This is a genomic window from Pseudomonas sp. H3_E04 (genome assembly GCF_054668915.1).
The window spans coordinates 5,735,329-5,761,915 of record NZ_CP162797.1 but is presented as its reverse complement, the minus strand read 5'-3'; the positions used below and the strand labels follow the sequence as shown (position 1 = coordinate 5,761,915).

Annotated in this window: 29 protein-coding genes and 1 pseudogene; 17 read left to right on the top strand and 13 right to left on the bottom strand. The window is 61.0% G+C overall.

Annotated features, from left to right (window positions below; all coding sequences use genetic code 11):
• Window positions 1-272 precede the first annotated feature (272 nt).
• Genes AB4N53_RS25880 through AB4N53_RS25865 form a run of 4 tightly spaced genes read left to right on the top strand, consistent with a single transcriptional unit; the run spans window position 273 to window position 2,719 of the window.
• Window positions 273-578, top strand: a complete 306-nt coding sequence (locus tag AB4N53_RS25880) for a BufA1 family periplasmic bufferin-type metallophore (protein WP_460124692.1) — start codon at window positions 273-275, stop codon at window positions 576-578.
• Between the two features lie 25 nt (window positions 579-603).
• Entirely contained in the window at window positions 604-1,491 is an 888-nt protein-coding gene (gene bufB, locus AB4N53_RS25875) for an MNIO family bufferin maturase (protein WP_460124689.1), read from the top strand.
• Window positions 1,488-2,246, top strand: coding sequence for an HvfC/BufC N-terminal domain-containing protein (locus tag AB4N53_RS25870; RefSeq protein WP_460124686.1), 759 nt, complete (start codon window positions 1,488-1,490; stop codon window positions 2,244-2,246). Before bufB ends, AB4N53_RS25870 begins: the two co-directional genes overlap by 4 nt.
• Window positions 2,243-2,719 (top strand): DoxX family protein, encoded by a 477-nt coding sequence (locus AB4N53_RS25865; protein ID WP_460124683.1) that lies wholly within the window; start codon window positions 2,243-2,245, stop codon window positions 2,717-2,719. Before AB4N53_RS25870 ends, AB4N53_RS25865 begins: the two co-directional genes overlap by 4 nt.
• Before the next feature lie 98 nt (window positions 2,720-2,817).
• On the opposite strand, the gene AB4N53_RS25860 is transcribed toward AB4N53_RS25865, so the two are convergent.
• Window positions 2,818-3,732, bottom strand: a complete 915-nt coding sequence (locus AB4N53_RS25860; protein WP_460124680.1) for a LysR family transcriptional regulator — start codon at window positions 3,730-3,732, stop codon at window positions 2,818-2,820.
• 103 nt (window positions 3,733-3,835) lie between these two features.
• Between AB4N53_RS25860 and AB4N53_RS25855 the strand changes: the two genes are divergently transcribed.
• The 3 genes from AB4N53_RS25855 to AB4N53_RS25845 all read left to right on the top strand — a co-directional run bounded on the left by AB4N53_RS25855 (window position 3,836) and on the right by AB4N53_RS25845 (window position 6,859).
• Window positions 3,836-4,435 (top strand): short chain dehydrogenase, encoded by a 600-nt coding sequence (locus tag AB4N53_RS25855; protein ID WP_460124677.1) that lies wholly within the window; start codon window positions 3,836-3,838, stop codon window positions 4,433-4,435.
• Window positions 4,436-4,495: 60 nt separating this feature from the next.
• Window positions 4,496-5,149: a COG3650 family protein gene (locus AB4N53_RS25850; protein WP_460124675.1), complete on the top strand. Its 654-nt coding sequence runs from the start codon at window positions 4,496-4,498 to the stop codon at window positions 5,147-5,149.
• A gap of 96 nt (window positions 5,150-5,245) precedes the next feature.
• The gene (locus AB4N53_RS25845; protein WP_460124673.1) at window positions 5,246-6,859 is read left to right on the top strand and encodes an NAD(P)/FAD-dependent oxidoreductase; all 1,614 of its coding nucleotides are present in this window, start codon (window positions 5,246-5,248) and stop codon (window positions 6,857-6,859) included.
• Between the two features lie 138 nt (window positions 6,860-6,997).
• Here the strand turns inward: AB4N53_RS25845 and AB4N53_RS25840 are convergent, their stop codons facing one another.
• Window positions 6,998-8,092: a PLP-dependent cysteine synthase family protein gene (locus AB4N53_RS25840; RefSeq protein WP_460124671.1), complete on the bottom strand. Its 1,095-nt coding sequence runs from the start codon at window positions 8,090-8,092 to the stop codon at window positions 6,998-7,000.
• Between the two features lie 248 nt (window positions 8,093-8,340).
• Between AB4N53_RS25840 and nhaA the strand changes: the two genes are divergently transcribed.
• From nhaA to AB4N53_RS25815, 5 genes and pseudogenes are all read left to right on the top strand, one after another.
• Window positions 8,341-9,525 (top strand): Na+/H+ antiporter NhaA, encoded by a 1,185-nt coding sequence (gene nhaA, locus AB4N53_RS25835; protein ID WP_460124669.1) that lies wholly within the window; start codon window positions 8,341-8,343, stop codon window positions 9,523-9,525.
• A 152-nt stretch (window positions 9,526-9,677) separates the two neighbouring features.
• A pseudogene (locus AB4N53_RS25830) lies at window positions 9,678-10,911 on the top strand (S-type pyocin domain-containing protein).
• Between the two features lie 7 nt (window positions 10,912-10,918).
• Complete coding sequence (locus tag AB4N53_RS25825; RefSeq protein ID WP_434767940.1) at window positions 10,919-11,170, top strand: colicin E3-like toxin immunity protein; 252 nt, start codon at window positions 10,919-10,921, stop codon at window positions 11,168-11,170.
• Complete coding sequence (locus AB4N53_RS25820) at window positions 11,171-11,416, top strand: colicin E3-like toxin immunity protein (RefSeq protein WP_460124666.1); 246 nt, start codon at window positions 11,171-11,173, stop codon at window positions 11,414-11,416.
• Between the two features lie 22 nt (window positions 11,417-11,438).
• Window positions 11,439-11,690, top strand: coding sequence for a pyocin S6 family toxin immunity protein (locus tag AB4N53_RS25815; protein WP_460124664.1), 252 nt, complete (start codon window positions 11,439-11,441; stop codon window positions 11,688-11,690).
• Between the two features lie 72 nt (window positions 11,691-11,762).
• Here the strand turns inward: AB4N53_RS25815 and AB4N53_RS25810 are convergent, their stop codons facing one another.
• The 6 genes from AB4N53_RS25810 to dinG form a co-directional block, all read right to left on the bottom strand.
• Window positions 11,763-12,227 carry an outer membrane lipoprotein gene (locus AB4N53_RS25810; protein WP_016771369.1) on the bottom strand — a complete coding sequence of 155 codons (465 nt, stop codon included), beginning with the start codon at window positions 12,225-12,227 and terminating at the stop codon, window positions 11,763-11,765.
• A gap of 180 nt (window positions 12,228-12,407) precedes the next feature.
• A complete protein-coding gene (gene pdxH / locus AB4N53_RS25805; protein ID WP_460124661.1) occupies window positions 12,408-13,055 on the bottom strand; it encodes a pyridoxamine 5'-phosphate oxidase in 648 nt (215 codons plus the stop codon).
• Window positions 13,056-13,079: 24 nt separating this feature from the next.
• Window positions 13,080-14,183, bottom strand: coding sequence for an OmpA family protein (locus AB4N53_RS25800; RefSeq protein ID WP_460124658.1), 1,104 nt, complete (start codon window positions 14,181-14,183; stop codon window positions 13,080-13,082).
• A gap of 113 nt (window positions 14,184-14,296) precedes the next feature.
• The gene (locus tag AB4N53_RS25795; RefSeq protein ID WP_460124655.1) at window positions 14,297-15,442 is read right to left on the bottom strand and encodes a serine hydrolase domain-containing protein; all 1,146 of its coding nucleotides are present in this window, start codon (window positions 15,440-15,442) and stop codon (window positions 14,297-14,299) included.
• Window positions 15,443-15,652: 210 nt separating this feature from the next.
• Window positions 15,653-18,121 carry a beta-galactosidase gene (locus tag AB4N53_RS25790; RefSeq protein WP_460124652.1) on the bottom strand — a complete coding sequence of 823 codons (2,469 nt, stop codon included), beginning with the start codon at window positions 18,119-18,121 and terminating at the stop codon, window positions 15,653-15,655.
• Window positions 18,122-18,216: 95 nt separating this feature from the next.
• The gene (dinG, locus tag AB4N53_RS25785) at window positions 18,217-20,361 is read right to left on the bottom strand and encodes an ATP-dependent DNA helicase DinG (RefSeq protein WP_024011911.1); all 2,145 of its coding nucleotides are present in this window, start codon (window positions 20,359-20,361) and stop codon (window positions 18,217-18,219) included.
• 97 nt (window positions 20,362-20,458) lie between these two features.
• Between dinG and AB4N53_RS25780 the strand changes: the two genes are divergently transcribed.
• Entirely contained in the window at window positions 20,459-20,923 is a 465-nt protein-coding gene (locus AB4N53_RS25780; protein ID WP_460124649.1) for a CopD family protein, read from the top strand.
• A gap of 42 nt (window positions 20,924-20,965) precedes the next feature.
• On the opposite strand, the gene AB4N53_RS25775 is transcribed toward AB4N53_RS25780, so the two are convergent.
• The 4 genes from AB4N53_RS25775 to AB4N53_RS25760 all read right to left on the bottom strand — a co-directional run bounded on the left by AB4N53_RS25775 (window position 20,966) and on the right by AB4N53_RS25760 (window position 23,667).
• Entirely contained in the window at window positions 20,966-21,724 is a 759-nt protein-coding gene (locus AB4N53_RS25775; protein WP_073475903.1) for a collagen-like triple helix repeat-containing protein, read from the bottom strand.
• Complete coding sequence (locus tag AB4N53_RS25770) at window positions 21,717-21,998, bottom strand: DUF1145 domain-containing protein (protein WP_016771375.1); 282 nt, start codon at window positions 21,996-21,998, stop codon at window positions 21,717-21,719. Before AB4N53_RS25770 ends, AB4N53_RS25775 begins: the two co-directional genes overlap by 8 nt.
• A gap of 160 nt (window positions 21,999-22,158) precedes the next feature.
• Complete coding sequence (locus AB4N53_RS25765) at window positions 22,159-22,881, bottom strand: OmpA family protein (protein ID WP_460124646.1); 723 nt, start codon at window positions 22,879-22,881, stop codon at window positions 22,159-22,161.
• 90 nt (window positions 22,882-22,971) lie between these two features.
• Window positions 22,972-23,667, bottom strand: coding sequence for an OmpA family protein (locus tag AB4N53_RS25760; RefSeq protein ID WP_024011908.1), 696 nt, complete (start codon window positions 23,665-23,667; stop codon window positions 22,972-22,974).
• 199 nt (window positions 23,668-23,866) lie between these two features.
• On the opposite strand from AB4N53_RS25760, the gene AB4N53_RS25755 reads away from it, so the two are divergent.
• The 4 genes from AB4N53_RS25755 (at window position 23,867) to AB4N53_RS25740 (ending at window position 25,676) form a co-directional block, all read left to right on the top strand.
• Entirely contained in the window at window positions 23,867-24,364 is a 498-nt protein-coding gene (locus AB4N53_RS25755; protein ID WP_460124643.1) for a DUF6231 family protein, read from the top strand.
• A gap of 4 nt (window positions 24,365-24,368) precedes the next feature.
• Window positions 24,369-24,845, top strand: coding sequence for a YchJ family protein (locus AB4N53_RS25750; protein WP_460124640.1), 477 nt, complete (start codon window positions 24,369-24,371; stop codon window positions 24,843-24,845).
• A gap of 136 nt (window positions 24,846-24,981) precedes the next feature.
• Window positions 24,982-25,467 (top strand): LEA/WHy family protein, encoded by a 486-nt coding sequence (locus AB4N53_RS25745; RefSeq protein WP_024011906.1) that lies wholly within the window; start codon window positions 24,982-24,984, stop codon window positions 25,465-25,467.
• Window positions 25,468-25,472: 5 nt separating this feature from the next.
• Window positions 25,473-25,676: an SEC-C metal-binding domain-containing protein gene (locus tag AB4N53_RS25740; protein ID WP_003198420.1), complete on the top strand. Its 204-nt coding sequence runs from the start codon at window positions 25,473-25,475 to the stop codon at window positions 25,674-25,676.
• A gap of 199 nt (window positions 25,677-25,875) precedes the next feature.
• Here AB4N53_RS25740 and AB4N53_RS25735 read toward each other — a convergent pair whose 3' ends face one another.
• Window positions 25,876-26,433: a cysteine hydrolase family protein gene (locus AB4N53_RS25735; RefSeq protein ID WP_460124637.1), complete on the bottom strand. Its 558-nt coding sequence runs from the start codon at window positions 26,431-26,433 to the stop codon at window positions 25,876-25,878.
• Between the last annotated feature and the right edge of the window lie 154 nt (window positions 26,434-26,587).

The window sequence follows — 26,587 nt, the reverse complement described above, 5'->3', positions numbered from 1 at the left end:
CTTCGGGCCGTTTTTTTATGCCCCCGAAACTGCGGATTTACTCCCCCCTGTGGGAGCGGGCTTGCTCGCGAAAGCAGTGTGTCAGTTTACGAAGATGTCGACTGATTCACCGCTTTCGCGAGCAAGCCCGCTCCCACAAGGGATAGCCGTGTCAGGAAAATCTCTGGAAAAGTTTTGCGGCCCGCTGTAACGCATCGCGGTGAGCGTTCTCTAGAGGGACAAGCAAGCGCAAACCGCTTGCAGTAACCCTGATAAAAAACTGGAGAAACATCATGACTGCGACTACCCGTACCCTGTCCGCTACCGCCCTGGTTCTGGCCCTCGGTTCCGCTCTGAGCATCGCCACTGTCTCCACCGCCCAGGCCGCTGATGCGGACATGGAAAAATGCTTCGGCGTGGCCCTCAAAGGCAAGAACGATTGCGCCGCAGGTGCCGGCACTACCTGCGCCGGCACGGCGAAAATGGACTATCAGACCAACGCCTGGAAACTTGTTCCAAAAGGCACCTGCGCTACCACCGAAAGCAAAACCTCGCCGACCGGTTTCGGTCAGCTCGAAGCCTTCAAAGCCAAGTCCTGATCCACGGCCTGCCTGAGTGACGCCCATGTTCAATCAACACGAACCGTCCCTGCCGCGCACTCAGGCAGCTCGCTCCGAGCTTCCTGCCCGCGCCGGGCTGGGGCTCAAGACCGGGCACTTCCTCGAAGTGCTCGGCTCCATTCCCGACCTTGGTTTCTTCGAGGTCCACGCCGAAAACTACATGGTGGCCGGCGGCCCGTTTCATCATTTTCTCGGTTTGATCCGCGAGCAGTACCCGCTGTCATTGCACGGCGTGGGCCTGTCGATCGGTGGCGAAGGCCCGCTGGACAGCCAGCACCTCAAACGCCTTGCCGAGCTGATCGAGCGCTATCAACCGCAAGCCTTTTCCGAACATCTGGCCTGGTCGAGCCACGGCCCGGTGTTCCTCAATGATCTGCTGCCACTGGCCTATGACACGCCGACGCTGAACCGCGTCTGTGCGCACATCGACCAGGTGCAGAACACTCTGAAACGACCGATGCTGCTGGAGAACCCGGCGACCTATCTGGGGTTTGAGCACTCGACGATCGACGAGGCCGAGTTCATCGCCGAAGTGATCCGCCGCAGCGGCTGCGGCTTGTTGCTCGACGTCAATAATGTCTACGTGTCGTGCATCAATCATCAGCGCAATCCTTTGGCCTACCTTGATGCGTTACCGCTGCACGCGGTCGGCGAGATTCATCTGGCCGGCTTCGCTGAGGATTGCGACAACCTCGGCGACCGCTTGCTGATCGACGATCACGGCGCGCCGATTGATCAGGCCGTCTGGGATCTGTACCGGCAAGTGCTGCGCCGTATCGGCCCGGTGGCGACGTTGATCGAACGTGATAATCACGTGCCGGCCTTTGACGTATTGCTCGCCGAAGCGCGACAAGCCGCGACGCTGTTGCGTCGCGCGGAGCGTGCGGCATGAGTACGCAAGCGGACTTCGCCGCCGCCCTGCTCAATGTGCAACTGCCGTACCCCAAGGGCCTGTGCAGCCGCAACGGCGCCGATCCGTCACGGCGTTTCGCGGTTTATCGCAACAATGTGCAGAGCTCGCTGATCAATGCTCTGGCCGACAGTTACCCGGTGGTGCAGCAGTTGGTCGGTGAGGAATTTTTCCGTGCCATGGCGGCGATTTTCGTACGCGGTCAGCCGCCGCGAAGTCCGTTGATGAGCCGCTATGGCGAGGACTTCGCCGACTTCATCGCGCAATTCGAACCGATTGCCGGCGTGCCTTATGTCGCGGACGTCGCGCGCCTTGAGTACCTGCGCACTGTCGCCTACCACGCCGCCGATGCGCAGCCCATCCGGCCGGAGCAAGTCAGTGCCGCGCTGGCCGATCCGCAGTCGCTGAGCGAGTTGTGTTTCAAACTGCATCCCTCCCTGCACCTGCTCGACTCAGCCTACGCGGTCGTTGCGATCTGGGCCGCGCATCAGCAGGAGCAAGGTCTGGCGGGAATCGGCCTGAACCAGGGCCAGCATGCCTTGGTACTGCGCAACGGTCTCGACGTTGAAGTATTTGCTCTTGAGCCGGGGGCGAGCGTGTTTATTCGCCATCTGCTCAAGGGTTCGCCATTGCTCGCGGCGGCAGAGAACAGTCCGCCGTTCGATCTCGCCCAAACCCTCGCCTTACTGATTGCGCACAACGCGATCACCCAGCTGAATTACAAGGAGTTGCCATGAACGCTTTTATCCTGCGTGTCATCGCGCTGTTCGAAAAGATCCCGCACAGCCTGATTGCCTTCATCGCGCGTTTCTCCATTGCCGCGGTGTTCTGGAAGTCCGGGCAAACCAAGGTCGAAGGTCTGGCCATCGACTTGATTGACGGCACCTTTGAACTGGGCTGGCCACGTTTGGCCGATTCGACGATTCCGTTGTTCCAGAGCGAGTACAACCTGCCGCTGCTGTCGCCGGAAATGGCCGCGCATCTGGCGGCGTTTGCCGAGCATGTGTTTCCGCTGCTGATCCTGCTCGGCCTGGCGACGCGGTTTTCGGCGCTGGCTCTTCTCGGCATGACCCTGACCATTCAACTGTTTGTCTACCCGGATGCCTACCCGACCCACGGCACCTGGGCGGCGGTGTTGCTGTACCTCATGGCGACCGGGCCGGGCAAATTGTCGATCGATCACCTGATTGCCCGCCGATGCCAAGGCTGACTTGAAACAGTAGGAGCTGCCGAAGGCTGCGATCTTTTGATCTTGCTTCTAAAAATCAAAAGATCGCAGCCTTCGGCAGCTCCTACACAGGTTCGGTGTCAGCGCTGGAGTCGATCCAGTGCCTCGCCACTGCGCTTGAACCAGCCCATCAGATAATCCGCGAGCACTTGCGTGCGTTTCGGCAATCCCCCCTGATACGGGTGCACCAGATACATCGGCATCCGTCGGGTCTGGTAATCGCGCAGCAGCCAGCGCAAGCGGCCGTCAGCCAATTCGGCTTGCAGCAGATACGAAGGCAAACGGGCGATGCCGGCACCGGACAGCGCGGCTTTTTTCAGCAGGTTGTAATGGTTGCTGGCGAATGGGCCTGAGACCCGCACCCGGAGCAGTTCGTGTTGCTGGTGATACAGCCATTCTTCGCGCCCGCTGTAATGACTGTTGAGCAGGCAACGATGCTCGGCCAAGGCATGCGGCGTCGCCGGCTCGCCGAACCGCTCAAGGTAGGCCGGGCTGGCGCAGGTCATTTCGTGCCACGCCAACAGCGGCTTGGCCACCAGCCGATCGTCATTGGCCACTTCGGCGCGAATCGCCAGATCAAAGCCATCGCGCGACAGATCGCGATAGTTGTTGTTCAGCTCCAACTCGATCTGCACCTCAGGGTATTGCCCGGAAAATTCCAGCAGCAAGCCATCGAAGAAAGTCTCGCCGAGCGATACCGGAACCGTCATGCGTACGGGGCCGGCCATGTCGTCCTTCAAACGTGCCAAAGCCTGCCGCGCGCGTTCGACCTGAGCCACCAGCGCCTGCGCCTGTGGCAGCAGCGCCGCCCCCGCTGCCGTCAGGCTCAAGCGCCGGGTGGTGCGTTGCAGCAACACCACACTGAATTGTGCTTCGAGCTGGCTGATGCGCTTGGACAACTGGCCCTTGCTGCAGCCCAACTGCTGTGCAGCGAGGGTGAAACTGCCGGCCTCGATCAGTACCGCAAACGCAGCGAGGTCATCCATTTCGCTCATGGATTGTTTCCATTTGAAAACCAAAGGTTGCCTATTAGTGCGCTTATCCACCGAAAAAACCACTCTAGACTGAAACCTCATTACTCACTTGGGGTACAGCTCGATGAAGATTCTGTTGATAGGCGCCGGTGGCACCATCGGTTCGGCGGTGGACACAGAGTTGTCACAACGCCATGAGGTCATTCGTATCGGACGCAGCAGCGGTGAATTGCAGGTGGATATCAGCGACAGCGCCTCGATCCGCAAGCTGTTCGAACAGACCGGCAAGTTCGACGCGCTGATCTGCGCGGCGGGCAACGTCACGTTCGCAGCGCTGGACGAAATGACCGAAGACAGCTTCGCCCTCGGCCTGAAAGACAAGTTGATGGGCCAGGTCAACCTGCTGCTGATCGGCCGCGAGTACGCCAATGACGGCGCCTCGTTCACCTTCACCACCGGCGTACTCAGCCACGACCCGATTCGCAGCGGCGCCTCGGCAGCGCTGGTCAACGGCGCGCTCGACAGCTTCGTCCGCGCCGCCGCCATCGAACTGCCGCGTGGTCTGCGGGTGAACTCGGTGAGCCCGACCGTACTGACCGAAGCCCTGGGCAAATACGCGCCTTACTTCCGTGGCTTCAAGTCAGTTCCTGCAGCGGAAGTGGCGTTGGCCTACGCGAAAAGTGTCGAAGGCCTGCAAACAGGTCAGACGTTTCACGTGGGTTAAGGCCCTTGTGATGAGCGGTCAGGCTGCGTAACGTGGCGACACTTGTCTGGAGAGCCAAAGATGCGTGTTGCCCGTTCGATCATCCTCGTTGCCCTGCTGCCGTTGTTTGCCGCCTGCCAGTTGTTCGACGGCCAGCGGGAAAGTGTGTCCCATGCCGGGCAGACGCGCATGCAGGGCCAACTGACCGCCGCCGACGGCAAACTGATGTTCCAGCCGTGTCAGGATCAGCGGCAACTGGTGGTCAACGACATCGGCGGTACCAGCGTCCTGCAAGAGGCCGCCACCCTCGCCGACGAGCAGGGCAAGCTGTTTGCCGATGTGCGCGGCAAGGTCTCCGGCGACCGCCTCGACCTGGGTCAGTTGTATCGCGTCGAACGCTCGGGCACGGCCTGCGACGATCCGAACTTCAAACTGTTGATCCTGCGCGCTGCCGGCCATGGCCCGGAGTGGAATGTGAAGGTCAGCGGCAAAGGCATGGTCATCGAGCGCGACGGCCAGGCTCCACTGGCCGTGCCGTATGTGGAAGAGCAACTGGGCGACGGCCGCTTCAATCTCAGCAGCGAAGCCAACAACCAGCGCATTGAATTGTGGGTCGCGCCACAGCGCTGTGTCGACAGCAGCACCGGCAGCGTGCAGCACATGAGCGCCGAGTTGCGCATCGACGGTCAGGTCCAGCGCGGCTGCGGCTATTTCGGCGGCGCACGCAACGACTGATCGTTTTTCCCCCACGGATCCGCTCGCGGCGGCTTATAATCGCCGCCTTCAAACGCCCTGGCGCAGTTGTGCGCCCCGCGAATCCGGATCCCCGCCATGTTACGAATCACCGAACTCAAGCTGCCAATCGACCATCCCGAAGAAGACCTGCGCGTCGCCATCGTGCAACGCCTGGGCATCACCAGCGATGATCTGCTCGATTTCACCTTGTTCAAGCGCAGCTATGACGCGCGCAAAAAGTCCTCCGAACTGTGCTTCATCTACACCATCGACCTCAACGTACGCGACGAGGCCAAGGTGTTGGGCAAGTTCGCCGACGACCGTAACGTCAACGTGGCACCGGATGTCAGCTACAAATTCGTCGGCCAGGCACCCAGCGATCCGGGGCAGCGGCCGATCGTCGTCGGTTTCGGCCCGTGCGGTATCTTCGCCGGCCTGCTGCTGGCGCAGATGGGCTTCAAACCGATCATTCTCGAACGCGGCACCGAAGTCCGTCAGCGCACCAAGGACACCTGGGGCCTGTGGCGCAAAAGCGTGCTCAACCCCGAGTCCAACGTGCAGTTCGGCGAAGGCGGCGCGGGGACGTTCTCCGACGGCAAACTCTACAGCCAGATCAAGGACCCGAAATTCCTCGGCCGCAAAGTCCTGCACGAGTTCGTCAAGGCCGGTGCGCCGGAAGAAATCCTCTACGTCAGCAAGCCGCACATCGGTACGTTCCGCCTGACCGGTATGGTCGAAAACATGCGCGAGCAGATCCGCGAACTGGGCGGTGAAGTGCGCTTCCAGGAGCGCGTCAGCGACGTGCTGATCGAAGACGGCCAACTGGTGGGCGTGCAACTGGCCAGCGGCGAAACCCTGCATTCCAAACACGTGGTCCTGGCCCTCGGCCACAGCGCCCGCGACACCTTCCGCATGCTCCACAGCCGTGGTGTGTTCATGGAAGCCAAGCCGTTCTCGGTGGGTTTCCGCATCGAACACCCACAATCGTTGATCGACCGCGCGCGCCTGGGCAAGTACGCCGGCCACCCGAAACTCGGCGCTGCCGATTACAAACTGGTGCACCACGCCAAGAACGGCCGTTCGGTCTACAGCTTCTGCATGTGCCCGGGCGGCACTGTGGTCGCGGCGACGTCCGAGCCCAATCGCGTGGTCACCAATGGCATGAGCCAATACTCGCGTAACGAGCGCAATGCCAACTCCGGCATCGTCGTCGGCATCACCCCGGAAGTCGATTATCCGGGCGGCCCGCTCGCCGGTATCGAGTTGCAGGAGCGCCTGGAATCCCACGCGTTCATCCTTGGCGGCAGCGACTACAAGGCTCCGGCGCAACTGGTTGGCGACTTCATCAACGGCAAGCCTTCGACCGAGCTGGGCGAAGTCGAGCCGTCGTACAAGCCGGGCGTCGCGCTGGGCGATCTGGCGCTGGCGCTGCCGGACTTTGCCATTGAGGCGATCCGTGAAGCCTTGCCGGCGTTCGAGAAGCAGATTCGCGGTTATTCCCTGCACGACGCGGTGCTGACGGGAATCGAGACGCGCACTTCGTCGCCGCTGCGCATCACCCGCAACGAGTCGCTGCAGAGCATGAACGTCAAAGGCCTGTTCCCGGCCGGTGAAGGCGCGGGCTATGCGGGCGGAATTCTCTCGGCGGGTGTCGACGGGATTCGCATTGCCGAGGCAGTGGCGCGGGATATCCTCGGCCTCGACGCCTGATCCGCTAAGTTCGCAACAACGCAAAACCCTGTGGGAGCGAGCCTGCTCGCGAAAGCGGTCTGTCACTCAACGAAGTTGTTGAATGTGACTCCGCCTTCGCGAGCAGGCTCGCTCCCACAGTGGTTTCTGCATTTGGCTTTAGATATTCGCGCGCAGCACTGAGGTCGGCAGCGCCTCCCCGCGCTCGGCACTCGCCGCCACCGCTGCAATCAAATCACCCAGTTCATACCCCTGCGCCTTCAGCCATTCCTGATCGTAATACGTGTCGGCATAACGCTCGCCGCCATCGCACAGGATCGCCACGATCGACCCCGACTGCCCCGCCGCTTTCATCTGCTGCGCCGCCATCAGCGCACCGATCAGATTGGTCCCGCTCGACCCGCCGACATGCCGCCCCAAACGCTGCGCCAGATAATGCATGGCCGCCAGCGACAAGGCGTCCGGCACCTTGACCATCGCATCGATCACCTTGGGCAGGAACGACGCTTCGACCCGAGGCCGGCCAATGCCTTCGATGCGTGAGCCGCAGTCCAGGCGCAGGCTGGCATCTCCCGTCTGGTAGAAATCGAAGAACACTGAGCGCTCGGCATCGGCATACAACACCCGGGTGCAGTGCTGGCGATAGCGCACGTATCGGCCGAGGGTCGCCGTAGTGCCGCCAGTGCCGGGGCTGGAAATCAGCCAGGTCGGCTCAGGGTGTTTTTCGTAGCGCATCTGCTGGAATATCGACTCGGCGATGTTGTTGTTCGCTCGCCAGTCGGTGGCACGTTCGGCGTAGGTGAACTGGTCGATGAAGTGACCGCCATGCTCGCGGGCCAGGCGCTCGGATTCGGCGTAGATCTGCGTCGGATCCTGCACCAGATGGCTCTGGCCGCCGTAGAAGGCAATCTGGGCAATCTTCTCTTTCGAGGTGGTCGCGGGCATCACCGCGATAAACGGCAAACCGAGCATGCGCGCGAAATACGCTTCCGAAATCGCCGTCGAGCCGCTGGACGCTTCGATCACCGGCGCACCGGGTTTCAGCCAGCCGTTGCACAGCGCGTAAAGGAACAGCGAACGGGCCAGGCGATGCTTGAGGCTGCCGGTCGGGTGGCTGGACTCGTCCTTGAAATACAACTCGATGCCGGCAAAACCTGGCAGCGGCAAGGGGATCAGGTGGGTGTCGGCGCTGCGCTGGAAGTCCGCCTCAATGATGCGGATGGCTTCGCGGGCCCACTGTCGGTTGTCGCTCATAGTTTCGGTTCTCGTTGAATCAGCAGGAGATCGGTCTCCTGAAAAGGTCTGGCGCAAGCTTAGGAAAAATCCGGCAGACGGCAAAGATACAGCTGAGTCTCAATGTGTCAGGCAACTGCTAGGCTCAGTGCTGCCCGAGCCAGACAGCCTGTAACGACATATAACAAAAAAGAATATAACTTTTGTTTTAACAACTAACGGTACGGGTTAGGGTGTTTCACCTTTTCTTGAATCGATGGAGAGCGACCTTGCCTCTGCGTAGCACTTTCACGCGTTTCTTTCAGTTGGAAGCCGCCAGCGGTCTGCTGTTGATCGCCGCAGCCGTTCTCGCGCTGATCATCAACAATTCACCGCTGTCGTGGCTGTATACCGGCCTGCTCGACACCCCTGTGGTGGCGCAGATCGGTGCGTTGAAAATCGCCAAACCCCTGCTGCTGTGGATCAATGACGGCCTGATGGCGATGTTCTTCCTGCTGATCGGTCTGGAAGTGAAACGCGAAGTGCTCGACGGTCAACTGTCCAGGCCCTCACAGATCGTCCTCCCTGGCGCAGCGGCGATCGGCGGCATGCTGGTGCCGGCGCTGATCTACTGGTTCCTCAATCGCGACAACCCTGCCGCCCTGAGTGGCTGGGCCATTCCGACCGCCACCGACATTGCCTTCGCCCTCGGCGTATTGGCCCTGCTCGGCAAACGCGTGCCGGTGTCGCTGAAACTGTTCCTGATGACCCTGGCGATCATTGATGACCTCGGCGCCATCGTCATCATCGCAATCTTCTATTCCGGCGAACTCTCGACCCTGTCCCTTGGCCTGGCGGCTGCGTGCATTGCCGCGCTGGTGGCGATGAACCGGCTCGGCGTGGTCAAGCTCGGGCCGTACATGATCATCGGCCTGATCCTCTGGGTCTGCGTGCTCAAGAGCGGTGTCCACGCGACACTGGCCGGTGTGACCCTGGCTTTCTGCATTCCCCTGCGCACGAAAAACGCCGAGTCGTCGCCGCTGCTGACCCTCGAACACGCGCTGCACCCGTGGGTCGCCTACGGCATCCTGCCGCTGTTCGCCTTCGCCAACGCTGGCCTGTCACTGAGCGGCGTCACCGTCGAAAGCTTCACCCACGACGTACCGATGGGCATCGCCATCGGCCTGCTGCTGGGCAAGACCGTCGGCGTGTTCGGCCTGACCTGGCTGGCGGTCAAGATCGGCATCGCCGCCCTGCCCCAAGGCGCCAACTGGGGCCAGATCCTCGGCGTCGCGATCCTCTGCGGCATCGGCTTCACCATGAGCCTGTTCGTCGGCTCGCTGGCCTTCGAGCCAGGCGTCAGTGATTACGCCGGCATGGATCGCATGGGCATCCTCACCGGCTCGATCCTCGCGGCGGTGATTGGTTATGCGGTGACGGCGGCGGCGAGTCGCAAGAATTCACAACTGCAATGACCCCTGTGGCGAGGGAGCTTGCCCCTCGCCACAGATTCTCCGCCTGACAGTTACGCAGCGAACAATCCCCACGTCATTAGCGACCCGTCCTACAGCCACACTTTCTCCGCTTCGATAACGTCCTGCAGCCCCTTTCCGAGGGGCTGTCGATGATGAACGAAGGGACGATCAGTGGCGCGGAACAGGACATTCCCCGGGTGCAAAACCCACCGCAGGGCGACGGGCATCACGTTACCTGGCGGTATATGACGGCCGCAGAACTGGCCGAGCGCGAAGCCGGGCAAAACGCTTACGACGCGATGCTGGCGCGGCAGGAGGCTTTCGAGCACAGCCGTGAAGTGCCTGCGAAAAAACCTGAAGCCGTGCGTGCCGGCTGTGTATTCGCCAAGTCCTGCAAGTTGTCGGATGCGATTATCGATTACAGCAATCCTTCCGGCATGGTGCCGACCGACAGCCTGAAGGATTACGGCGAGCTGATCCTGCTCGGCGCTCGCGAAGCCGACGCAAGCGGCGGCATTCCTCTCAAGAAAATCAGCGCCAACACCATCCCGGTCGTGTTCGGCAGTCTGGCCTTGGCAGGCTCGGCTTTTGATGTGCTACCGGCGCTCGCCTCCCCTGCGGCGGCTGCGTCTTTGGTGGGACTGGTTGCCCTTTTGATGCCATCCAGCCTGGGCGACAGCGCGCTCTACACCGATGAGCAACTGAGCACACTCAAAACAAGCCCGAACCCGCGTGCGCCTGCGCGTCGAGCAACAGGCCGATGGCAGCCTCAAGGGTTACGGTTTCTACACCGGTAAGACCCGCGATTGGGAAATGGTCGATGTCGTGCAGTTCATTGCCCGCGGCGACCGGTTCGTTGCGGATCTTGGTGAAGGCGTCGAACTGCTCTGGACCCCGGCGGTGGATGGCTCGGACATTCTCGGCATTCCAGCACTGGAGGCCGCACCGCAGGCACCGCATATCTGGGTGTATCCACCGACGAAGGCGGCGGACGGGATACTGGTGAATCCGCTTTATCCACCGGAGTACAAAGATTTCATTCTGGTGTTTCCCGCAGACTCGGGTGTAAAACCGATTTATATCGTTGTCAGCTCTGCGAAAGGCACCGCTGAAGCGGGACATACCTATCACCCCGCTCCCGAAACGTCGGATATCACAGCCTTTCCCGATTTAAGAAGAGCGAAAAAGAAAACACCGTTCAACGGTGGGCTTAGGGATCGCTGGATCAACGCAAAAGGCCGAATAATCTATGAATGGGACTATCTACATGGCGAGCTTGAAGCCTACCGCGCAAGCGATGGTAGCCATTTAGGCTCTTACGACCACAGAACTGGTGAACAGATAGATCCACCCAAAAAGAACCGTAGTATCAAAAAATATTTATGAGGATTACATGGGACTTAAAGCCAGACTCGAATGGTATGACCAACAAACCGAACTGGGTGAAGGGGAGGAACTGTCGAAAGACCTAGGCGAGGACGGCTCATTAATGGAAGCATTAGGCCTACCGTCGAAGAGCTTCAATAACGGCGGATTTGATGTGAAAGCCGATTGGATCAAGACTCTCCAGCCCCACTTCCAGCATTCCATTCAATTTTCTTCTTACGACTATCAGGTATCGTTCGTTTACCGGGATCAATGGTAGATGGGACTGGAACTGAGATTGGAATGGTACGACACAGCAGCCTTGGAGTTTCAGGGGGAAGAGTCGTCAAAAGACCTGGGTGGTGACGAGTCAGTGTTAAGCGCCTTGGGGATTCCCGCCGCGGACAACATCAACAATGGCAGTTTCAACGTCGCTCAAAATTGGCTCGCCACCATTCAGCCGTATTTTCAACATCAAATCGATTTGAGAGTTCACGACTATCAAATTTCGTTTGACTACGGCTAACAGCCCCGGAAGTATTAGCTCCATGCACTTTCTTTTAATTACCGGTTTTTTCCCTGACGAAGTCCAAGATGACTCCTTGCAATTCGAGCTGGATATCACAGGCAGCGAGATGAATGAAAAAGTGGCTCAGCTCATTGAATCCAAGCCCTTGGATGAGGTGGAACCCGGCGAGCTGCTGTTGACTCAGGATCAGGTAACCGCATTGGAAACCCTGCTCAACGTCAGTTTTCCAAAGGGCCTCGAATACTTCATGGGCACCTGCGCCACATACTGAATGAGCAATTCACAAACAAAGAAAAACCCCGACCAGTCACCTGATCGGGGTTTCTTTTACCCGCCTTCCCGCTTAGTGCGAAACGCGGCTGGTTCCGCCAACGGTGGAAATCCGTACCCGCTCGCCAACGCGGAATACTTCATTTTCCTGAACCTGCTGCACATAGGCACGCATGCTGCCGTCGTCTTCGCGGACGGTGATTTCCACGCCTTGGGTGCGGGTCAGGCCTTCTTCGGTGGCCGAGCCAAGCAGGCCGCCAGCCACTGCACCGATGACCGCAGCGACGATGCTGCCCTTGCCGCCGCCGATGGCACTACCGCCGACGCCGCCGACCACTGCGCCCGCTGCGCCGCCGATCGGGGTCTTGGTGCCTTCGATTTTTACCGGTCGCAGGGATTCGATGGTGCCCATGCGAATCGTCTGCACGCGACGCGCTTCGTCACGGGAGTAGGAGTCGCCGGTGAGGCTCGATTGGCAGCCGGTCAGCAACATCGCCATCGTCGAAAAGGAAGCAACCAGCAGAACAGACTTACGCATAGCATCAACTCCAAAAGAACATGTGTTCATTAAACCCCGTGGCCTGGCGCCTGTCACGACACCATCCGGATAAAATTGGCTTCCATTCAGGCCTGGTACAGATGCCCGCGAGCGTCCACTCAAGGTAGCGTCAAATCAGCGATCCTGCGCCATCCGCGTTTATCTCGCTCGGTAGACTGCTCAGGGTGCCAGTCGTTCCAGAATCCACTCGGCGCCCTGGAGGCGGTAGTTGAGGCGATCGTGCAGACGGCTCGGACGGCCCTGCCAGAACTCGATGCGCTCGGGCAACAAACGGTAACCACCCCAATGTTCCGGGCAGTGCGGCTGAGTGTCGCTGAAGCGTTGCTCGGTGGCTTTGAGCAGATCTTCCAGTTCACCACGACCGTTGATGACCCGGCTCTGCGGTGAGGCCCAGGCGCCGAGACGACTGCCCAGAGGACGCACCTGGTAATAAGCATCGGACTCCTGCGGCGTGACCTTCACTACCCGCCCTTCGACGCGCACCTGACGCTCCAGCGTTGGCCAGAAGAAAGTCATGGCGGCAAACGGATTGGCCGCCAGATGCTGGCCCTTGGCGCTGTCGTAGTTGGTGAAGAAGGTGAAGCCCTGCTCGTCCAGGCCTTTGAGCAACAAAATGCGGCAATGCGGACGACCGTCGGCATCGACCGTGGCCAAGGTCATGGCATTGGCTTCCACCGGCGCCTGCTCGGTTTTCACCGCATCGGCGAACCACTGGTGAAACAGCGCAAACGGCTCGGCCGGGGCTTGCGCCTCGGTCAAACCGTCACGGGTGTAGTCGCGACGCATATCGGCCAGAGCCTGGGTCATGGCGGATTCCTTTTCGTTAGCGGATCACTTTTTTGCGGCGTCGGCTGCGGCGACTTTCTTGTCGGTCGCGGCGGCTTTGGCTGGCGCAGTCTTTTTCGCCGGAGTCTTGGCAGGAGCCTTCTTCGCTGGGGCCTTGGCGGCAGCTTTCTTGGCTGGCGCCTTTTTCGCCGCCGGCACAGCGGCTTTTTTCGCGGCAGGCGCCGGAGTAACCGGTTTGGCCACTGGCTTGACGTCTTGCGCAGCAACCATCGTCACCGGCTTCGGCGCTGGCATGTTGTATTTGCTCAGCAGCGCGACCATGGTGTTTTGCGGCGTCACCAGCAGCTCGACACGACGGTTCAAGGCACGGCCTTCAACGCTGTCATTGGCCGCACGCGGCGCTTCGGAACCCATGCCGCGCAACATCAGGCGATCGCGCTGCAAACCACTGAGGCGGAAGATTGCCGCCACCGATTGTGCACGCTCCTGGCTCAGTTTGATGTTGGCCGGCGCAGCACCGCTGGTGTCGCTGTGACCGAGCACCAGCACGGCGGTTTTCGGGTCGGCTTCAAGGATTTTCGCCACGCGAGTGAACGGGCCAAGGGTGACCGGCAGCAGCATCGCCGGGCGATCCGGGTTGAACGAACCTTCAACCGGCGCCGTCACCACCAGCACGTTGTCGCGACGCTCGAGTTGCAGGTTGCTGTCCTTCACCGCCTCACGCAGACGCGGCTCATAGTCGTCGAGCCAGGCCTGAGTCACCTTCGGATCCGGCATCGGCACGGCTTTGACGGTTGGCTGATCCTTGCCGCCGAACGGCCACCACCATTTGCCATTGGACTGCGCCTCGGCTTTGGCCACTTCGACCGGTTTGGCTTCAGGTTTGACCTCGGCCTTCAGATCGGCCTTGACTGCTTCATCGCTGGAACCGAACGGCCAGTACCACGGGTTGCTGCTTTCGGCTTTGGCCACTGGCGCGGTCGCCGCAGGTTTCAAAGGAGCCGGGGCCGGGGCTGAATCTTTGGCCGCGACTTTGTCGGAAGAACCGAACGGCCACCAACTGCCACCGTCTGCATCGTTTTTCGGGTTCTGTGCGCAACCGGTGATCGCTACACACAGGGCCAGGGCGAGGGTCTTTTTAGATGACATTGAAAATCCACAAAATGAAGTAATGAAAAATCAGAGCACTTTCGCCCGGATAAACAGCCGTTTTGAAACGCAAATCCCTTCGAGGTTCCGACCCTGGAACCTCTGTTGAAGCTTTACAGACAAGTGGCAAGCACCCGCGCCAGCTTTTGTGCGCGCGGATCCATCAAAACGTAAGGCCCCAGGGTATTTGTCACGAAGCCGAAAGCCACATCGTGCTCAGGATCAGCAAAACCGATCGAGCCGCCCGCTCCCGGATGGCCGAACGCGCGCGGGCCGAGGCCATAGGTGGCGTTGGGCACGTCCGGTTGATCGAGCATGCAGCCGAGGCCGAACCGGGTGCGCGTGAGCAAGATCTTGTCGTCGCCGAGGCTGTGCTCGCGGGTCAGCTCTTCGAGCATCTCGCTCCCGAGCAGGCTGCCGTCGAGCAGGCCGGCATAGAACCCGGCGAGACTGCGCGCATTGCCGTGGCCGTTGGCCGCCGGTTGCTGCATGCGTCGCCATTCCGGCTTGTTGGTGCTGGTCAGCACTGACGGCGGATTGGTAAAAGCGCGGGTGGTCATCGCCGTCGGTTCGCGCATGGTCACTTGCAGCAGGCGCTGGGCCGCAGCGTCGCCGGCGTTGCCCTTGCCACGGGCGATGTGCGCTACCCGATGAAATTCTTCGTCGGCCAGGCCCACATGGAAATCCAGGCCCAACGGTTTGGCCACCCGAGCGACGATAGACTCGCCCGGCCCACGACCGTCGGCGCGGCGCAGCAATTCGCCGACCAGCCAACCGTAGGTGATCGCGGCATATCCGTGGCCGGTGCCCGGCGTCCACCATGGCGCTTCGGCCGCGAGTGCGTCGACCATGGTTTGCCAGTCGTAAAGGGCTTCTGGGGCGAGCAGTTCGCGCAGCGCCGGCAAGCCGGCCTGATGGCAAAGCAATTGGCGCAGGGTGACGGATTCTTTGCCGGCGGCGGCGAATTCCGGCCAGTAGCGGGCAACCGGGGCCTCGAGTTGCAACTTGCCTTCAGCCACCAGTTGCAGCGCGGTAACGGCGGTGAAGGTCTTGGTGCAGGAGAACAGGTTGGCGATGGTGTCGCTCTGCCAGGCTTCGCTGCCGTCCTTGTCGGCGGTACCGGACCAGAGGTCGAGGACGGTTTCTCCACCGACCTTGATGCACAAGGCTGCGCCGCGCTCCTGGGGATCGTCGAACAGTGCGGCGAAAGCCTCGCGCACCGCTTCGAATTGAAGCTCGTAATGTCCCTGAATCTGCACCCGCAACTCCCCCGCGAAAACGCTCTACAAAGTGGCCCGCATTGTTCCAGCCCTTGAGGGATTTGGGAACAGGCGCGGGCCAGACGGTTGATCGGCAATTTGTGGTGATCACTTCGCGAGCAGGCTCGCTCCCACACTGGGTCTCAACAGCAGCGGAGATCCCCTGTGGGAGCGAGCCTGCTCGCGAATAACGACTACGCGGTCTGAAACCTAGTGACCATTGCCCGAATGCCCACCCGCCTGTGCAGCCTCCGCCGCTTTGCCAGCCTCGGCCTTGCGCCCGCCTTCAACCTCGGCAGCCGGGGTTTTCTGCGCCTCCTTGCCCAACTGTTCCAGCGCCTGCAAATTGCTTTTACGCACCGCCTCGACAAAGCCCTGATACGGCAGGTCAGTGACCCCGACCAGACCGAAATGGCCGTTTTCGCCGTCGAGCAAACGCCCGGTCACCGGTTGGTCGAGATACTGGAACCAGTGCACGCCGACAATCGACGGTTCGCTCAGCGCCTGTTTGAGGAAGTTGGCATAGGCCGGACCGCGATCTTCCTCCTTGGCCAGCTGCGTCACGCCGCCCCAGAACGGACCTCGGTCGGCCGAGCCGAAGTTGAATTCGGTGATCAGCACCGGTTTGTCCAGCGCCGCCAGCGCGGCGAAGTCGTAGCCGTCCTGCGGCTTGAGCGTGTACATGTTGAAGCTCAACACATCGCAATACTGCGCGCAGGAGGCCACGGCTTCAGGGGTACTGATGGCGAAGCGACCGCCAAGGAGCATCTGGTTCGGCGCGTGCCATTTCAGCGAATCGGAAATGGTCTTGAAGTAGGTATCGGCGAAGACCTTTTGGAAGTACCTGAAATCCGCCTCGATTTCCGGATGTTCCGGGTTCGGCAGCGGCGGCACGAACCCCGGGTCTTCCATCAATTCCCATGCCGGCAACTCGATGCCCCAGGCCTTGGACAGTCCGGCCTGATTGCGGTACTTGTCGCGCAATTGCTTGAGAAAGGCGCGTTTGGCCGGCACGTCGGTGGTCATTTTCAACGTGCCGTAAGCCAACGCGTAGCGAGCCTTCGGATCGTCGCCAGGGCCGGCCCAGGCCAGTTCGTTGTCGGCGTAATAACCGATTAGCCAAGGATCATCACGGTGATCGCGGGCGGCAATGGCTACGGCGCGCTCGGTGGCCATGGCGAAACGCGGATCGAACGGATCCGGCATGCCGCCCCACCAATCACTGCCAGTGCTGATACTGGCGTAATCGCCGACGATCGACAGCGGCAAGGTGTACGGCACGCGTTCAGCGTCCGCCAGCGCTGGCGCGCTCCAGTTGCCAACGGTGTTGAAACCCCAGGCTTGCAGGCGATCAAGGGTATGGCGGGTCCAGCGCTCCTCATCAATCCTGGCTGTGCACGGAGCTGTTTGCGTGCTGGACGCTTGCACCGCGTCAGTCTGCGCCGCTTCGGCGATACCGGATTTCGGCTCGACAGGCACCGCTGCAGTCTCAGCCGCCTGCACCGAATCGGCCTCAGCCGCCCCAGCCTTCGCCGCTTCGGCAATCCCGGCCTTGTTGTCGCTGTCGGCCTTGCACGGTTCGCCGTACAGGCGTTGCAGATTGGCGCCATAGAAGTCGTACCAGCGGCCGTTGCCGTAGCCACGGCCCTGATCGGCACCGTTGCCGCCACGGTTGTCGCCCTCGCCGAAATGCGCGGCCAGCGGGTCGTCGTTCTTCGGCAACGATTCAAACATATATTCACGACCAGCCACGTAGGTCTGGTTGACTTGCGAGCTCACCGTGTTGACGCCCAGCGAGTAGAACGGGTGGCCTTCAGGCGTCACCAGATACCAGCGGCCATCGCGTTTTTCCGTGCGAAAGAAACCGCTCGCCTTGAAGGCCGGGCCTTTGTTCCAGCCGCCGAACTTGTCCAGCGAAGCCTTTTCACGCGCGGCCAGCCACGTATTCAGCTGTTGCTGCTCTTTGCTGGCGGCGCTTTTCAGTTGTTCGTCGCTGCTGACTTTTTCCGGCCATTTACTCCGGGTTGACTGCCCGTAGGCGTCGACCAGATTGCCGTACACCGCGCGGGTCAGCGATTCGCCGTCCTGCACGCCGAACCGCTCGAGCAACAGGCTCTGGGCAACTTTCGGCTGATCCATCGACAGACTCACCGAAACCACCTGGCTGCGATCAATCTCGCCGGTGCTGCTGGCCAGCAGAATGCGTTGGCCATCGACAGTCATTGGCATCGGCGGCCCGGCTTTCATGCCCTGGCTCAGCGGCGTCGAAGCCACCAGCGGCACCAGCAAGGTTTGCGCGGGGCCGGCCGGCAGATCGACGCGGCTGAGCAGGGTGCGGCCATCGTTGCTCTGGATCTGCACATAGACCGTCACCGCCCAGTTCATCGCACTTTGCAGACGCAAGCTCATCATGCCGGACTGCGACCAGTCCCAGGCGCCGGTCTGCGGGGTCAGGCGCAAGGTTGGCCGGGCGACCGGGTTGAACGTCACCCGCCGCAGCACTTCGCCTTCGGCGGTCTGTTCGGCATTGGCCTGCGGCAGGTCGGCGTTTTCCGTAGCGACCTTGACCACGTCGGCCGGGCGCACGAAGTTGAACAGCGTCTGCTGACCGGCAGGAGCCGCCAGCAACGGCGCGGCAAAGATCAAGGCGAAAACAGCGGGCAACGAACGGCGGATCATAAGAACGGAGTTCTCCCTAACGACCAGTCAAGGCCAGTGGAACAGCGGTGGCAGAGAGATAGACAACGCGGTGGGCCAATCGGCCCACCCGTGTCTCAGGATATTTCACGACGGAAAGGCGGCAACGCATTGAGGATCGCCTTGCCGTAGCGCTGAGTGACCAGACGCCGGTCGAGCAAGGTGATGGTGCCGCGGTCTTCTTCGGTGCGCAGCAATCGGCCGCAGGCCTGAACCAGTTTCAGTGAGGCATCGGGCACGGAGATTTCCATGAACGGATTGCCGCCGCGCGCCTCGATCCACTCCGACAACGCGGCTTCGACCGGATCGTCAGGCACCGAGAACGGAATCTTGGCGATCACCACGTGCTCGCAGTAGGCACCCGGCAAATCGACACCTTCGGCAAAACTGGCCAGCCCGAACAGCACGCTGGAATCACCGCCATCGACCCGCGCCTTGTGCTTGTTCAGAGTTTCCTGCTTCGACAGGTTGCCCTGAATGAATACTTGCTTGCGCCAGTCGCGGTCGAGACCGTCGAACACGTCCTGCATCTGCTTGCGCGAAGAGAACAACACCAGCGTGCCGCGCGAACCTTCGACCAGATCCGGCAGTTCGCGAATGATCGCCGCCGTGTGGGCAGCGGCATCGCGCGGGTCGGCCTTCAGGTCCGGCACGCGCAACACGCCGGCATCGGCATGATGGAACGGGCTCGGCACCACCGCTGTGACAGCCTTTTTCGGCAGCCCAGCGCGCATGCGGAAACGATCGAAAGTGCCCAGCGCCGTCAGCGTCGCCGAGGTCACCAGGCAGCCGTAAGCGACATTCCACAAACTGCGACGCAAGGTTTCCGCCGCCAGAATCGGGCTGGCGTTGACCTCGATGTCGAACAGCGAACCGCTTTCGGCCAGGGTCAGCCAGCGTGCCATGGGCGGGCTGTCTTCCGGGTCTTCGGCGGTGAACGCGGTCCACAATTCCCAGTTGCCGGAAGCGCGGGACAACAGGCTGCCGAACAGCGGATACCATTCTTCGGCCTGATTGCTGGCGATGCCGATATTGACCTCGCCATCCATGCCTTCCTTGAGCAGGTCGGTCAGGCGCTGGAACAGGTCGTTAAGGCGCGAATAGCCTTTTTTCAGCTCGATGCCCATCTCGCGCATGTCCTCGGGAATCACCCCGCCGACAAAGCGATGTCGTGGACGTTCGCGGCCTTCGACGTCTTCGCCGGGTTTGAAATCGGCGATCTGCTCGCACGCGGTGAACATGAACTGCTGCTGGGTCTTGATCTCCCGCGCCAGCTCCGGCACCTGCTCGATCAGCTTGCCAAGATCGCCCGGCAGCGGATGTTGCGCGAGCAGTTTGGTCAGATTCTTCGCGGTGGTCTCCAGCCAGTCGGCGGTGGAACGCAGGCGCGTGTAATGGGCGAAGTGGCCGATGGCCTTGTCCGGCAGGTGGTGGCCTTCGTCGAACACGTAAATGGTGTCGCGCGGGTCGGGCAACACGGCGCCGCCGCCCAACGCCAGATCCGCCAGGACCATGTCGTGGTTGGTGACGATCACGTCGACCTTGCCCATGCCTTCGCGAGCCTTGTAGAAGGCGCACTGGCCGAAGTTCGGGCAATGACGGTTGGTGCACTGGCTGTGATCGGTGGTCAGGCGCGCCCAGTCGGCGTCTTCCAGCGCGTTCGGCCAACTGTCGCGGTCGCCGTCCCACTTATTGCCGGCGAGCTTTTCGATCATGCTGGTGAACAGCTTCTGACTGGCCTCGTCGACTTCGATCTTGAAGCCTTCTTCTTCGAACAACTGCGCGGTGGCGGTTTGCGCGTGGCCTTCCTGCAACAGCATGTCGAGCTTGGACAGGCACATGTAGCGGCCACGGCCCTTGGCCAGGGCGAAGCTGAAATTCAGCCCGCTGTTGCGCATCAGGTCAGGCAAGTCCTTGTAGACAATCTGCTCTTGCAGGGCGACGGTCGCGGTGGCGATCACCAGACGCTTGCCGGCCAATTTCGCCGTGGGGATCGCCGCCAGGCTGTAGGCCACCGTCTTGCCGGTACCGGTGCCGGCTTCCACCGCGACAATCGCGGGGTCGCCACTGCGCCGGCCTTCGTCGTCGGTGTCGATATCCCCGAGGACCTTGGCGATTTCGGCGATCATCAGGCGCTGGCCGTAACGCGGCTTGAGGCTCTTGGCCTCTAGAAAACGCGAATAGGCGCCCTGGATCGTGGTTTTGAGTTCAGTGCTGATCATTGAGTGTCGGGCGCAAAACGCTGGATAAATTTTCAGTGGTTTGATTCGGCGGCTATCATACCCCGCTAATCGATCCCGCGCAGAACGGAGTGCCCGAATGACACCTTTTAGCCTCGTTTACCCCCTGCATGTCCTTGCCGCTCTGGTGTGGGTCGGCGGCATGTTTTTCGCCTGGATGGTCTTACGCCCTGCGGCTGTGAAGGCTCTTGACGGCCCCGCTCGCCTGACCCTGTGGGTGGAAGTGTTTCAAGGTTTTTTCCGTTGGGTCTGGGTCGCGGTGCTCCTGTTGCCGATCAGCGGCGTGGGCATGTTGCATCTGCAACAGGTCGGCTTCGAGACCGCGCCGAAGTATGTGCAGGTGATGATCGGTTTGTATGTGGTGATGACGGCACTGTTCATCCGCATTCAAGGGCTGATGCTGCCGGAGTTGCGCAAGGCGGTTGAGGCGAAGGATTGGCCGGCGGGTGCGGCGGTGCTGGGGCGGATTCGGCGGGTGGTAGGGCTTAATCTGCTGGTCGGGTTGGTGCTGGTGGCGGTGGCTGCGGCTCGGCCGATGTTCTGACGATGATCGTTCCCACGCCGAGCGTGGGAACGATCAGCCTTCTTACAAACGTTGCACGGTAACCGAACCCGCCGCCCCCACCGGCCCCGGCTGGCCATCCGCGCCGGCCTTGCCGTTCTTGCCGCCGTCAGCGCGGTACACCAGGCAGCCCTTCGACTTGCCGCCCTTCCCTGCCTTACCACCGACACCCGCCGGGCCGCCGGCACCGCCAGCCACGTTGACCTTGATCAGCTCGGCCGGGAAATCCCGTGGCACGGCGAGGCGCACCAGCGCACCCGGCGCGCCTGGCTGGCCATCGCTGCCGTCACTGCCATCGGCGCCGTGGCCGGCCGAGCCGTAGGTGCAGCCCGGATCTTCACCGTTGCCGCCGTCGAGGCCGACAAAACCTGGCGCACCCCTGCCACCACGGGCATCGACCGTCAGTTGCGGCGCGCTCAGGGCCTGGAATTGCAGATTCAGATTGCGCCCGGCCCGGGCCGCTTTTTCGTAAGTGCCGGGGGCGCCGCGTGCAGTGATCTGGCTGCCCTCGCTCAACTCAGCGCGCTTGACCTTCACTTCCAGCGCTTGTTCAGCCGGAACGATGGCGATGCGCGCTTCGTGGCCCAGACGCAATTCATCGATGTTCAATTCGGTCACATTGGACGGGATCAGCAAGGTGCCGTAATCGGCGACCTCCAGCTTCTCCAGTTGCAGCGTGCTGGTGGTGTTGGGCAAACGCATCAGCGAATTGCTTTGCACATTGACCACCTGGGCGCAGGCCAGTGGACTGATGAATGCAGCGAGCAGGCAGAGTTTACGCATGGGAAGAAGCCTCCGGAGCGGCCGGGGCCGGGATGGTTTGCAGGTGGAAAACGCCGAACAACAGGATGCGGCCTCGATCACGCCAGGGATGCGGACGACCCTTGAGGCTGCGGTTGCACAGCAGCACTTCGAGTAGATGAATCAGCAACAACAGAGCGCCGGCCAGATTGACCAGCAGATGCAGCGGATGAACAAACGGCACCAACTGATTGGCCAGTACCACGCAGCAGAACAGCAGGGTCAGCAAACGCCCCAGCCCCCAGAACACCTTCATACGCTCCCCCGTGTTGCGAATTATTCTTTGCACGCACAGTACCGGCTTCTGCGGGGGATAAGCCAGAGGGAAAAATGAAATTTGTGCAAACGCTGATGAAATGGCTGCCGGGCCGATGATTTCGGCCCGGCAGCTCTAGCCAGCGGACTACAGACCCTTCCTAACGATTGATATGCAGTTCGACCCGGCGATTTTCCGCGCGGCCTTCATCGCTGGCGTTATCGGCCACCGGTTCACTCTCCCCCCGGCCTTCGCTGGTGAGTTTGTTCGGCGCCAGGCCTTGACTCAGCAAGTACGCGGCGACACTGCTCGCGCGCCGCTCGGACAAAGCCTGGTTATAGGCGTCGGAGCCTTTGCTGTCGGTGTGCCCGATAACTTTGATGCTGACCACATCAGCATTGCGCAGTTTGTCCATCAAGGTATCGAGCTGGGCTTTTGCCGCCGGGGTCAGATCGGATTTGTCGAAATCGAACAGCACATTGCCGGCATCGTTCAAGGTAATCACCTCGGTTTGCGGCACCGGTTCGACCGGTTTTACTGCCACCGGATATTGCGGCAGCGGGCAGCCACGGTGATCGACTTCGGTGTTTTCCGGCGTGTCCGGGCAGCGGTCGCGGCGGTCAAACACGCCGTCGCTGTCTTCGTCGCCGTCCTGGGCGTAACAGATCAGCCCGCCGGTGACGATACCCAGTGCCGCGCCGCCACCGGCCCAGCCGGCGCTTTCGATGGCGCCAAGACCGCCGCCGACCAGGCCACCCAGCAGGCTGCAGATCGGCCACGTACGTTGATTGAGAGGGGCGGTGCCATCGCTGTGAGTGGCACAACCGGTGAGCAAGCTGCCAAGCAGCAGCACCGGCAAGACGGACCTTGAGAAAACACGCATTTGTGAACGCTCCTGTGTACCGGCCCATACCGGTTACACAGGAGTAAAGACCCGCATCCGCGACTGCACAAGCCGCGGATGCGAGAGGGGCTAGCGGACGATTTTGATTTCGGTGCGACGGTTCTGTGCACGACCATCGGCCGACTTGTTGTCAGCGACAGGCTGGCTTTCACCAAGGCCCGACACCGAAACGAAGCTGGCACGTGGCACGCCCTGCTGGATCAGGTATTCCACCACCGAATGCGCACGACGATCCGACAGTTTCTTGTTGTAGGCATCGCTGCCGACACTGTCGGTGTGACCGGTCACGGTCAGTTGCGCGGTAGAGGATTCCTGTTTCAGGCGATCGGCAACCTTGTCCAGCACCTGCTTGTCAGGGCCGGTCAGCGTGGCTTTGTCGAATTCGAAATGCACATCACGAATGACGATGGTTTCTTCCTTGACCACAACCGCTTCTTCGACCACTGGCGCAGGCGTCGGTGGCGGGCAACCGTCAGCATCGACCTGCACGCCTTTAGGTGTGCCCGGGCACTTGTCGCGACTGTCCGGCACGCCATCGCCGTCTTCATCGCCATCACCATGCACCCAGCAGTAAGCCGCTGCCGTACCGCCGACCAGCAGCGCACCGTAGCCAGCCCACGATGCGCTTTCCGTCGCGCCGAGACCGGCACCGACCACACCGCCGACCGCCGCACAGGTCGGCCAGTCGGTTTTCTGCAAACCTGCACAACCAGTCAACACACTGGTTAGCAGAACCAAGGGTAATGCTGTCCGAACTATGCTCATCTAGTTTTCTCCTGAGGGATCGGCTTAAAACCGATTCAGGGAGTAAAGACCGGAGTTTTAATCTCCGCCAGCAATAGGCCACCGCTGTTTGCGACCGTGTTCACAGGGGTTTGCCTCTTTATAGGGGAAACGACGCCACCGGGCGCTTTGCCGACGCAGTCTGGCAGGCTAGTCTTGGCGGTCTGACTGAGGAGCTTCGATGAACGTCGCCATTTCTTCGCGCACGCCACAACAGGCGTTGGCCGCTTTGCTGGATCGCTACGCCCCGGCTCGACTGCTGCTGATCGGCGCCAGCGAATTTCCCGCATTGAGCGCTTTCAAGGGCGCACATCCAGACACCGTGGTCGCCCATGCCGCGCCCGGCGCACTGCCCGCCGAACTGGCCGCGCAACGCTTCGATCTGGCACTGGTAGTCGATTGCCTGGAACATTTGCCCAAGCGCGATGGCCTGAATCTGTTGGGCGGCATCCGCAATCTCAACGCCAGCCGCATCGCGGTGCTGGCGGATCTGGCGGCCAGTGGCTGGCAGGAAACCGATTTCTATTCGCTGGCCCTGCAGGCCAGCGAGCGCTTCCAGCGCGACGAGCAGGTGCTGACCCTGTTCACCTACGATCTGCTTGACTACAAACAAGTCCCCGACTGGCTCAATTCACGCTTCTGGGCCAATCCGGAAAACTTCGGGAAATACTGGTGGTAATGCAATGAGTACAGCCATTTGCCCTTGCGGCAGCGGCAATCTGCTGGACGCCTGCTGCGGCCCTTATCATGACGGTCACCCGGCTCCGTGTGCGGAAGCCTTGATGCGCTCGCGCTACAGCGCTTATGTGCTGGGGCTGGTCGACTATCTGGTGGCGACTACCCTGCCCGCCCAACAAGCGGGATTGAACAGGCAATCGATCAGCGACTGGAGTGCACAAAGCACCTGGCTTGGCCTTGAGGTCGAGAGCTCGGAAGTGTTCGGCGGCCAGCCGGAACACGCTTTTGTGTCCTTCACTGCGCGCTGGCATGACAGCCAGGGCGAGCACAGTCATCGCGAGCGCTCTTCATTCGTGCAGAACGCCGGGCGCTGGTACTTCATCGATCCGACGGTGCAGATGAAACTGGGGCGCAATGACGGCTGCCCGTGTGGCAGCGGGCAGAAGTTCAAGAAGTGTTGTTCGGGGTATTTCGGCGCTTGAAAGCCAAGATCAAAAGATCGTCCGATCGCGGCCCGAGCCTTCGGCAGCTCCTACGCAGGATTTGCGTCCATTCTGCAGGAGCTGCCGAAGGCTGCGATCTTTTTAGGTCTAGACTGGCACCAAAGGGAGTAACACCATGCTTGGTCGCCGGCGCACATTACATTTTCTGCTGTTAATGCTGATCGTAAACCTCGGCGGCTGTGCCTCGTGGTTCAGCGACGACAGCGTCGAGCCCGCCGTGCACCTGGTGAAAGTCGAGGTGGTGCGGGCCAAGCTGCTCGAGCAGAAATTCATCCTGCACTTTCGCGTCGACAATCCCAACGACAGCGACCTGACCGTGCGCGGCCTCGAATACCGGATTCACCTGGCCGACATGCTGCTCACCGAAGGCGAGCATGAGCACTGGTTTACCGTCGGGCCCAAGCGCAGCGCTTACTTCAAAGTGCCGATCCGCACCAACCTCTGGCCGAAGGTCAAACAGGTGGTGAAACTGCTGAAAAACCCGAACCAGCAGATTCCCTATCGATTGCAGGGGGAAATGGAAACCGGTTTATTCATCGCCCACTACGTGCACCTTGAGCGCAATGGCGTGATAATCCCCGCCGATCTAACTCCGGAGTGACCTCGATGACCCAGCAACCCCATGTCCATGGCCCTGACTGCAACCACGATCATGACCACCATCACGATCACGACCATGGCCATGTCCACGGCCCGAACTGCGGCCACGCCCACCAGGAACCGGTGCGCAACGCCCTGAAAGACGTCGGCCGCAACGACCCTTGCCCATGCGGCAACGGCAAGAAATTCAAGAAGTGCCACGGCGCTTGATGGCACTGGCGAAGATCTTCCTCGCCTGACACACCGCTTTCGCGAGCAGGCTCGCTCCCACAGTTGATCTGCAGTAATCACATTTTTGTGAACCTGCGCAGCTCTTGTGGGAGCTGGCTTGCCAGCGAGGGGCGGCACATCCTGCATTGATGTCGCCTGATTTACCGCAATCGCTGGCAAGCCAGCTCCCACAGGTCTATCAGTCGGCTGCCAGAATCAGGGCAGCACTGACCACCGTCGCATACTCCCCATCAAGATTCCCCAGCGACATCCCGTGCACCTCTTCAGCGGTACGCGGTGTGCCGAAATAATCGGCCTTGTCGAAGGTGAAGCACGCATCATCAGCCACAAACGTATCGAATCCCAAATTGCCTGCGGTGCGCGCCGTCGACTCAACAGAGTTATTGGTCGCCACACCAACGATGATCAGTTGCCCGATCCCAGCCTCACGCAATTGCGCCTCCAGCCCACTGGCACAAAACGCATCCGGCACCTGTTTCTTGATCAGCCATTCCCCGTCCCGAGGAACAAATCGCTCTTGAAACTCCACTCCGTCCTGCTCGGGCCAGAACACCGAATCAGGCGAGCGCGACAAGTGCTGCACGTGAATCACCGGGCGCCCGCTGCGCCGCCACAGCGCCAATAACTCAAGCATTCTCTCTTCGGCCTGAAGATTATTCCGCCGCCCCAGACGCGGATGCAAAATGCCTTTCTGCTGGTCGATGATGATCAGCGCAGCGTTGCTCTGAAGCTCCATAGCGATCTTTCTCCTGACAGGTATCGAGACTTATTCCGTAGTTCAACATCAGCGCTTTCCCACAGGCAACTGTCACGCCTCTGACCGATCAGCCGACAACTGCATAAATAACCGCTCGCCCCGCTTGCGCGGCCCTCGCGCCGTCACTAACGTA

Coding starts and splice junctions, on each gene's coding strand:
- AB4N53_RS25735 (WP_460124637.1), bottom strand. CDS start 26,433: ATGGAGCTTCAGAGCAACGCTGCGCTGATCATCATCGACCAGCAGAAA.
- AB4N53_RS25825 (WP_434767940.1), top strand. CDS start 10,919: ATGGGACTTAAAGCCAGACTCGAATGGTATGACCAACAAACCGAACTG.
- AB4N53_RS25765 (WP_460124646.1), bottom strand. CDS start 22,881: ATGCGTGTTTTCTCAAGGTCCGTCTTGCCGGTGCTGCTGCTTGGCAGC.
- AB4N53_RS25790 (WP_460124652.1), bottom strand. CDS start 18,121: ATGATCCGCCGTTCGTTGCCCGCTGTTTTCGCCTTGATCTTTGCCGCG.
- dinG (WP_024011911.1), bottom strand. CDS start 20,361: ATGATCAGCACTGAACTCAAAACCACGATCCAGGGCGCCTATTCGCGT.
- AB4N53_RS25755 (WP_460124643.1), top strand. CDS start 23,867: ATGAACGTCGCCATTTCTTCGCGCACGCCACAACAGGCGTTGGCCGCT.
- AB4N53_RS25800 (WP_460124658.1), bottom strand. CDS start 14,183: ATGTCATCTAAAAAGACCCTCGCCCTGGCCCTGTGTGTAGCGATCACC.
- AB4N53_RS25745 (WP_024011906.1), top strand. CDS start 24,982: ATGCTTGGTCGCCGGCGCACATTACATTTTCTGCTGTTAATGCTGATC.
- AB4N53_RS25815 (WP_460124664.1), top strand. CDS start 11,439: ATGCACTTTCTTTTAATTACCGGTTTTTTCCCTGACGAAGTCCAAGAT.
- AB4N53_RS25870 (WP_460124686.1), top strand. CDS start 1,488: ATGAGTACGCAAGCGGACTTCGCCGCCGCCCTGCTCAATGTGCAACTG.
- AB4N53_RS25855 (WP_460124677.1), top strand. CDS start 3,836: ATGAAGATTCTGTTGATAGGCGCCGGTGGCACCATCGGTTCGGCGGTG.
- AB4N53_RS25770 (WP_016771375.1), bottom strand. CDS start 21,998: ATGAAGGTGTTCTGGGGGCTGGGGCGTTTGCTGACCCTGCTGTTCTGC.
- AB4N53_RS25820 (WP_460124666.1), top strand. CDS start 11,171: ATGGGACTGGAACTGAGATTGGAATGGTACGACACAGCAGCCTTGGAG.
- AB4N53_RS25740 (WP_003198420.1), top strand. CDS start 25,473: ATGACCCAGCAACCCCATGTCCATGGCCCTGACTGCAACCACGATCAT.
- AB4N53_RS25780 (WP_460124649.1), top strand. CDS start 20,459: ATGACACCTTTTAGCCTCGTTTACCCCCTGCATGTCCTTGCCGCTCTG.
- AB4N53_RS25810 (WP_016771369.1), bottom strand. CDS start 12,227: ATGCGTAAGTCTGTTCTGCTGGTTGCTTCCTTTTCGACGATGGCGATG.
- AB4N53_RS25750 (WP_460124640.1), top strand. CDS start 24,369: ATGAGTACAGCCATTTGCCCTTGCGGCAGCGGCAATCTGCTGGACGCC.
- AB4N53_RS25775 (WP_073475903.1), bottom strand. CDS start 21,724: ATGCGTAAACTCTGCCTGCTCGCTGCATTCATCAGTCCACTGGCCTGC.
- bufB (WP_460124689.1), top strand. CDS start 604: ATGTTCAATCAACACGAACCGTCCCTGCCGCGCACTCAGGCAGCTCGC.
- AB4N53_RS25860 (WP_460124680.1), bottom strand. CDS start 3,732: ATGAGCGAAATGGATGACCTCGCTGCGTTTGCGGTACTGATCGAGGCC.
- pdxH (WP_460124661.1), bottom strand. CDS start 13,055: ATGACCCAGGCTCTGGCCGATATGCGTCGCGACTACACCCGTGACGGT.
- AB4N53_RS25845 (WP_460124673.1), top strand. CDS start 5,246: ATGTTACGAATCACCGAACTCAAGCTGCCAATCGACCATCCCGAAGAA.
- AB4N53_RS25865 (WP_460124683.1), top strand. CDS start 2,243: ATGAACGCTTTTATCCTGCGTGTCATCGCGCTGTTCGAAAAGATCCCG.
- AB4N53_RS25760 (WP_024011908.1), bottom strand. CDS start 23,667: ATGAGCATAGTTCGGACAGCATTACCCTTGGTTCTGCTAACCAGTGTG.
- AB4N53_RS25880 (WP_460124692.1), top strand. CDS start 273: ATGACTGCGACTACCCGTACCCTGTCCGCTACCGCCCTGGTTCTGGCC.
- AB4N53_RS25840 (WP_460124671.1), bottom strand. CDS start 8,092: ATGAGCGACAACCGACAGTGGGCCCGCGAAGCCATCCGCATCATTGAG.
- AB4N53_RS25850 (WP_460124675.1), top strand. CDS start 4,496: ATGCGTGTTGCCCGTTCGATCATCCTCGTTGCCCTGCTGCCGTTGTTT.